Annotated in this window: 8 protein-coding genes; 6 read left to right on the top strand and 2 right to left on the bottom strand. The window is 37.3% G+C overall.

Annotated elements, in window-relative coordinates; translation table 11 throughout:
* From V7164_RS10970 to V7164_RS10955, 4 genes are all read left to right on the top strand, one after another.
* Positions 1-3,592: dynamin family protein (locus tag V7164_RS10970; protein ID WP_335354090.1), on the top strand; the 3,592-nt coding region annotated here is incomplete at its 5' end.
* Entirely contained in the window at positions 3,592-3,783 is a 192-nt protein-coding gene (locus tag V7164_RS10965) for a hypothetical protein (RefSeq protein ID WP_335344197.1), read from the top strand. The genes V7164_RS10970 and V7164_RS10965, both read left to right, overlap by 1 nt.
* Positions 3,780-4,616: a sulfurtransferase gene (locus tag V7164_RS10960; RefSeq protein WP_335344198.1), complete on the top strand. Its 837-nt coding sequence runs from the start codon at positions 3,780-3,782 to the stop codon at positions 4,614-4,616. The genes V7164_RS10965 and V7164_RS10960 overlap by 4 nt, the downstream gene beginning before the upstream one ends.
* A 24-nt stretch (positions 4,617-4,640) precedes the next feature.
* Positions 4,641-5,528 carry a 5'-3' exonuclease gene (locus V7164_RS10955; RefSeq protein ID WP_335344209.1) on the top strand — a complete coding sequence of 296 codons (888 nt, stop codon included), beginning with the start codon at positions 4,641-4,643 and terminating at the stop codon, positions 5,526-5,528.
* A 39-nt stretch (positions 5,529-5,567) separates the two neighbouring features.
* Here the strand turns inward: V7164_RS10955 and sspL are convergent, their stop codons facing one another.
* Positions 5,568-5,696 carry a small, acid-soluble spore protein L gene (gene sspL / locus V7164_RS10950; RefSeq protein ID WP_066294554.1) on the bottom strand — a complete coding sequence of 43 codons (129 nt, stop codon included), beginning with the start codon at positions 5,694-5,696 and terminating at the stop codon, positions 5,568-5,570.
* Between the two features lie 100 nt (positions 5,697-5,796).
* On the opposite strand from sspL, the gene V7164_RS10945 reads away from it, so the two are divergent.
* Positions 5,797-6,264, top strand: coding sequence for a divergent PAP2 family protein (locus tag V7164_RS10945; RefSeq protein WP_335344199.1), 468 nt, complete (start codon positions 5,797-5,799; stop codon positions 6,262-6,264).
* Positions 6,265-6,327: 63 nt separating this feature from the next.
* Entirely contained in the window at positions 6,328-6,597 is a 270-nt protein-coding gene (locus V7164_RS10940; RefSeq protein WP_335344200.1) for a DUF6123 family protein, read from the top strand.
* Positions 6,598-6,686: 89 nt separating this feature from the next.
* Here V7164_RS10940 and V7164_RS10935 read toward each other — a convergent pair whose 3' ends face one another.
* A complete protein-coding gene (locus tag V7164_RS10935; RefSeq protein ID WP_335344201.1) occupies positions 6,687-7,076 on the bottom strand; it encodes a reverse transcriptase-like protein in 390 nt (129 codons plus the stop codon).
* Positions 7,077-7,121: the final 45 nt, after the last annotated feature.

Raw genomic sequence — 7,121 nt, 5'->3', positions numbered from 1 at the left:
AAATCAAGATAATCAAACAGCAGAAAGGGCAAAGGACCTAGCTATAAAGCTTGATAAAAAAGAATATGCAATTGCATTTTGCGGGCACTTTTCTGCCGGAAAATCAAGCATGATCAATAAAATTATTGGTGAAAACTTGCTGCCATCCAGCCCGATCCCGACAAGCGCAAATTTAGTAAAAATTAAATCGGGAGAGGATTATGCAAAGGTCATTTTTAAAGAAGGCAATCCGAGATTATATCTGGCTCCCTATGATTATAATCAAGTGAAATCCTATTGTAAGGATGGAGACCAAATCCATTCAATTGAAATTAGCTATTCTGATACGAGCCTGCCGAAAAATGCGGTGATTATGGATACGCCGGGCATCGATTCAACGGATGATGCTCACCGAATTGCTACTGAGTCAGCCTTGCACCTTGCGGATTTAGTATTTTATGTCATGGATTATAATCATGTCCAGTCAGAATTGAACTTCTTATTTACAAAAGAGCTGGCTGCTGCTGGGAAGCAAGTTTATTTAATTATTAATCAAATTGATAAGCATCGGGATGAAGAATTGAGCTTCGATCAGTTTAAACAAAGTGTGAAGGATTCTTTTGCCTCTTGGGGGGTAATACCAGAAAGAATATTTTACACATCGTTAAAAAAAGAAGACCATAAAGAAAATGAGTTCTTAGCTTTACAAAAGTTTATTGCAGATAAAATTGCCAATAGCGAATTACTGCTTCCTGAGTCTGTTTATCATTCATTGAATAAGCTTTCAAGTGAGCATTTGATTTATTTAGAAGAAAAAAGTTGGGCTGAAATTGAAAAATATGAGAAAAGATTAGAAGAACTGTCTGTCGATGAGAGAGGAGTACTGGCTGAAAAGGTTGCAGCATTAGAGGCTAAGCTAGATGAAGGCAGAGCTTTTCTAAAAACAGCGGAAATTAACTTCATTCATAAAGTGGATGATGTTTTGGATAATGCTTACTTAATGCCGTTCCAAACGAGAGAGCTTGCAGAAAACTATATCGAGTCATGCCAGCCTGGCTTTAAGGTAGGACTATTTTTCTCGCGGCAAAAAACAGAACAGGAAAGATTGAATCGTCTAGAGCTTTTTTTCCAAGACCTTGCGGAAAAAGTAAAGTCGCAAATTGACTGGCATATTAAGGAACTAATGGTTAATGAACTAAAGGAGCATGAGGTACATGATTCCGAATTATTAGGAAGAGCACAAAACTTTACTGTTTTCTTTAACAAGGATCTGATTGCTAACACGGTAAAGGAAGGTGCATTGCTTTCAGGTGACTATGTTCTCCAATATACGAATGACCTAGCAGAATCTATTAAGAAATTGGCTAAAAAAAGTTTAGCAGAATTTAAGGAATTGCTCTTACGCACTTTATCTTTAAAAACCGAAAAGGAACAGAGCCTTATAGAAAGTGAATGGAAACGATACAAAGGATATAATGAAGACTTGCACATGCTAACCGAAATAAAGGAAGGTCTGCGCACGGCGAAAGTCAACATGAATGATTTATTTGAAGGGGAATTTTCTCATCAAAAATATGCGGAAATGGCAAAAGGTTTACTTACCTTGCCAACTGAAGAAGTTGAAGTTATCCATCAAACAAATGCAGCTGTGATTGATATAAAAGAAGAAGATAACGGTTTTCATGAAATAGATAACGCTCTTCAAACAGTTGGCGATAAAGTAGAAGAAAAGGCTGTAAATGCTTTAGTTGAAAAATTAAACTTTACGGCGAATGCCATCCAAGAAGTACCTGGATTCAAAAAAATGACTGCAGAATTGCTGCAAAAAGCAGAGCGCCTGAAAGATAAGAGATTTACAGTAGCACTTTTCGGAGCATTCAGTGCTGGAAAATCTTCATTTGCCAATGCATTAATTGGCCATAAGCTTCTTCCAGTATCGCCAAACCCGACAACAGCTGCGATTAATAAAATCATGCCAATTAATGATCAAAATCCTCATGGAACAGTGTTAGTGAAGGTAAAAGCAGCCGACATATTATTTGAAGATGTAAACAGATCATTGAACGTCTTCAGTCAGTCTGCAGCAGATTTCGATGATGCGATCGAGAAAATTAGAAAAGTAATGAGCAGCATTTCAGATTTTGATGCAAATGAAAAGACCCACTTTGCCTTCTTGAATGCTTTTTTACGAGGATTTGATTCATTTAAAGAAATACTTGGAACAACCGTTAAGACTGACCTAGTAGAGTTTAAAGGCTATGTGGCTATAGAAGAAAAATCCTGTTTTGTTGATATGATTGAAGTGTACTATGATTGTGAGCTGACGAGAAAAGGAATCACACTTGTTGATACTCCCGGAGCCGATTCTATAAATGCCCGTCATACTGGAGTAGCCTTTGATTACATCAAAAATTCAGATGCGATCCTGTTTGTCACTTACTATAATCATGCCTTCTCAAAAGCTGACCGTGAATTCCTTATCCAATTGGGGCGTGTTAAGGATTCCTTTGAACTTGATAAAATGTTCTTTGTCGTCAATGCGATTGATCTTGCAAATAATGAAGAAGAGAAAGAATCCGTTTTACAATATGTTGGTGAACAGCTTGTTCAATATGGACTACGCCGACCTAATCTTTTTGGGCTTTCAAGTCTTGAGGCTTTAACTGAAAAGCTCGAAAACATTCAGGAGAAACATTCTAAAATTGATAAATTTGAGGAAAGCTTTTATTCGTTTATTACAAATGAGCTTATGCAAATTTCGATCACTTCTGCAGAATTGGGCTGGAATCGTGTATTGGAACAGCTTCGTACCTTTATTCAGTCATCACACGAAAATAAGGAATTAAAGGCTCAAAGACGAATCCAGCTGGAAGAAGAATTAAAAACAATTCTAGCCGTGTTCAAAAATCAGGATGCTGAGATTTTTACGCAAAGATTAGAACAAGAGGCAGCCGAGCTAGTTTTTTATATAAAGCAAAGAGTGTTTCTGCGTTATGGTGATTTCATTAAGGAGGCCTTTAACCCTGCTGCACTTAAGGATGATGGCCGTAATTTAAAGAAAGCCTTGCAAGCAGCCCTTGAAGATTTCCTGCAAAGCTTTGGATTTGACTTTGCTCAGGAATTGAGAGCAACAACGTTAAGATTAGAAGCGTATATCGGTAAATTATGTAAGCAGGCTCAAGATATGCTTGGTCAAAAGGTTGCGGAGATTAATAAGGAATTAAGCTTTAGCCCGTATGAAACGAGAAAAATGGAAGGAATTGAGTTTAATTCAGCTTTTGTCAGTGAGAATCGAGCCCAGTTTTCAAAGGCATTAGCCCATTTTAAAAATCCAAAGTCATTCTTTGAAAAAAATGAAAGAAAGAATTTAAGCGATGAATTGGAGCAGCTCATAAATCCGCTATCTGATCATTATCTGCAAATTGAAGGCGAAAAGCTGAAAAAACATTATGCTGCACTTCTAATCGGTGAATACTCACTTATGCTTACAATTCTGTCTGAACAGGCGAATGAATATTATGAGGGTCTTTTAGCTGTTCTAAGAGATGACTTCCCAATTGAAGAGCTGGAGAAAAAAGAGAAAGAAATTACTCATTTCTCTCATGAATCATAATGAAGATTCAGTCCTTTCATGCATGTGCAACTTGTATTCATTTTCAGGCGAAAAAATTCGAAAAAGGAATAACTTATCATTGCCAGCGTCTCGGTTATGAAACAAAACCAAACTACCAATTTCAATGCTGGACACCGAAAGAACATGTGCAGAAGCTGATGGAAAAAAGATTGAGGGAGATGAAGGAATGATTTTGACCGTTGAAAAGGAATGGCTGAAAGAGCGTTTAAATAATGAGGATATGAGGATCGTTGATTGTCGATATAATTTGGGCTCTTCAGAAGAAGGTTTTGAACAATATGTAAATGATCATATTCCGGGTGCTGTATATTTTCATCTCGGGAAAGATTTATCAGGACCCGTTTCTTCTCATGGCGGCAGACATCCGTTACCTGAAATCGAGGAATTTAGACAGACACTTCAAGATGCCGGCATTCATAATCAAACGACTATCGTAGCATATGACGGAGGCGAGGGTTCATATGCTGCCCGGCTTTTGTGGCTATTACATTATGTTGGTCATAAAAATGTGTATGTATTAAATGGGGGCTATAAAGCCTGGACAGAAGCTGGGTATCCAGTAGATCGTGCAATTCCTGAATTTCCAAAAACCGCTTTTGAGATAAAAATGGATGAAACCATTTTTGCTTCCAATGTAGAAGTTAAAAAAGTGGTTGATAGGAAAAATCAAGAAATAGTCATTATTGATTCTAGAGAAAGTAAGCGATATTTAGGACTAGTTGAGCCAATTGATAAAAAAGCTGGCCATATCCCAGGAGCGATTAATAAGGTTTGGCTAGATGGTTATGAAAATGGCTCTTTCAAAACTGGAGCAGATCAGGCAAAAAGATTCACTGATATTGACAAAGATAAGCAAATAATTGTTTATTGCGGTTCAGGAGTCACCGCCACTCCAAATTACATGGCACTAAAGGCTGCAGGGTACAAACATGTTAAACTATATGCTGGAAGCTTTAGTGATTGGATATCGTATGATGAAAATGATATTGAAACGGGAGAGTAAATAAAAAAGGGAGAGAGATAATTGATAAACGAAAATAAACCTTCATTTATGCTAGTCGATGGAATGGCATTATTATTTAGAGCCTATTTTGCTACTGCCGTGCACGGGCAATTTATGGTAAATTCCAAAGGTGTGCCGACGAATGGAGTCTATGGGTTTGTTAAACATTTTTTAGCAGCTGTATCAAATTTCAACCCATCACATGTCGCTGTTTGTTGGGATATGGGAAGTAAAACGTTTAGAACGGACATGTATGACGGATACAAAGCAAATCGGCCAGAAGCACCTGTTGAACTAATTCCACAGTTCGACCTTGTAAAGGAAGTGGTGGAATCCTTTGATGTTCCGAATATTGGGTTGAAGGGCTATGAAGCAGACGACTGTATTGGGACGATAGCAAGTCATGTAAAAGAGGACGCATTTGTAAACATTATTACAGGTGATCAGGATATTCTGCAGCTATTGGATGAACGGATATCTGTGGTGTTATTGCAAAAAGGGTATGGCAATTATTTAGTTCATACGAAGGATACATTTTACGAAGAAAAGGGCATTCACCCTAGGCAAATGATTGATTTAAAAGCATTTATGGGCGATTCAAGTGATAATTATCCTGGGGTAAAAGGAATTGGTGAGAAAACAGCCTTAAAGCTATTACAGCAATTTGGACATATTGAAGGCGTTCTTGAAAACTTGGATCAATTATCTAAAGCACAAAGGACTAAAATTGAACAAGATTTGGAAATGCTTCATTTAAGCAGACAACTAGCTGAAATCAAATGTGATGTACCTGTTGAGTGTGGATTAGACCATGCAAGGTTTTCCGTAAATCGTGACAAGGTGATAAATAAGTTTGATGAAATTGAATTTCGCGGGCTTGATCGGTTGCTTGACATAAAACAATATGCGTAATAGAAGGCTGTCCTATTAGCTTTTAGGACAGCCGTTCTTTTATTTAGTATTTTTTTTCTTAGCTGCATTCTCCAGTTTGCTTTTAGGGTCCTCGGTAATATCCTGTCCATAGCCTTGCGGATTCACACCAGAAGCAAGCTTCCCTCTATTTCTTTCTCTTTTTCCCAACTTTTACATACCTCCCTAATATTGTTTTCAATACTAGTATTTCCGAAAAGAATAATTACACTCTTCTAACTTCACACTAATAATTGAGGTGAGATCATAAATGAATAAAGGTGTATACATTGCTTTATTAAGCATAGGATTGGCTCAAGCTTTGAAAATTCCGATTCACTTTTTCAAGAAAAAAGAATTTAGGCCAGAATTATTTTTTCACACTGGCGGAATGCCAAGTTCACATTCTGCTGGAGTATCATCATTAACCACTTTTATTGCCTTAAGAAGAGGGATACCGACAATCGATTTCGCTCTCTCATTAATTTATGGGCTAATCGTTATGTATGATGCACAAGGGATTAGAAGACAAACAGGGGAATTAACATTAAAAGTAAATAGCATGGGTGAATTGATTGAGAAAATTCACAAAGACGAGTCTGTCGAATTTGAGCAGGAAAAGTCACCAAAGAAACTAAAGGAGATGCTCGGTCATCATCCAGCTGAAGTAATCGGTGGAGCCTTGCTGGGGGTTGCAACAGGAACGATTGGGTATTTACTCACAAAAAAAGATAGATAATTGTCGAAATATAAGGTAAAATTTAGAGTGTTTGGTTAAAAAGGGGAAAGGGATGACATGTTCTTGAAGACAGTGGAAGATTATTTAAGTTTTTTACAAAGTAAAGGCTTTCAGTTTCAAGAGGATGCGGTTGGTTTTATTTATTTTGGGAAGCATTACACGAATGCAACAGATGAACTGACAAACACAGCAATAGAACTAACCTTAAAGGCACAAAAATCCTTTGATGGCAGCTTTTATGTATCATTGCTGGAAATGCTCATATCCAATAAGATTAATACCCGCCTTGAGGCTATTCAGTTTGTTAAAGAAAAAGGATTGATTTCGGTCTAAATGAATCATGTTTGAATATTAATATGGACGAAATGAAGGAGGTGCCCATTTCGTCCATTTTTTTTCCGATCCTAAAAGTGTATAACTTTCTATTTATTCTTACGTATGGCCGCTCTTGCTAATTCATCCGCTGCCTTGTTTTCAGAACTGGGTATCCATTTCATGAAAAATAAATCCAGCTGTTTGCTTAAATGTAAGGCCTTTTCCAAGAGGGATGCATAGCCTTTATTTTTGGCATACTCCTTTTCAATGGCCCGATTAACTGCCTGAGAGTCAGTTCGAAAGGAAACAATCCTATAGCCCTTTTCAATACAGATTTCAAGTGCTTTAATTAATGCATAGTATTCCGCTTCATGATTTTCCATATGGCCAAGCGGTATGGAATATCTTTCAACTGCTCCATTTCCTTTTATAAAAATTCCTGCACCGCTAGGCCCGGGATTGCCCGCACTCGCCCCATCAATATATACTTCAATCAAACAAGCTTCCTCCAATATTAACAGTAATTTTTATCGCAGATTAAC

The sequence above is a fragment of the Bacillus sp. JJ1474 genome (assembly GCF_036965225.1).
Classification (GTDB): Bacteria; Bacillota; Bacilli; order Bacillales; family Cytobacillaceae; genus Cytobacillus.
The sequence above is the reverse complement of the archived record's forward strand: the minus strand, read 5'-3'. Positions and strand labels throughout refer to the sequence as shown.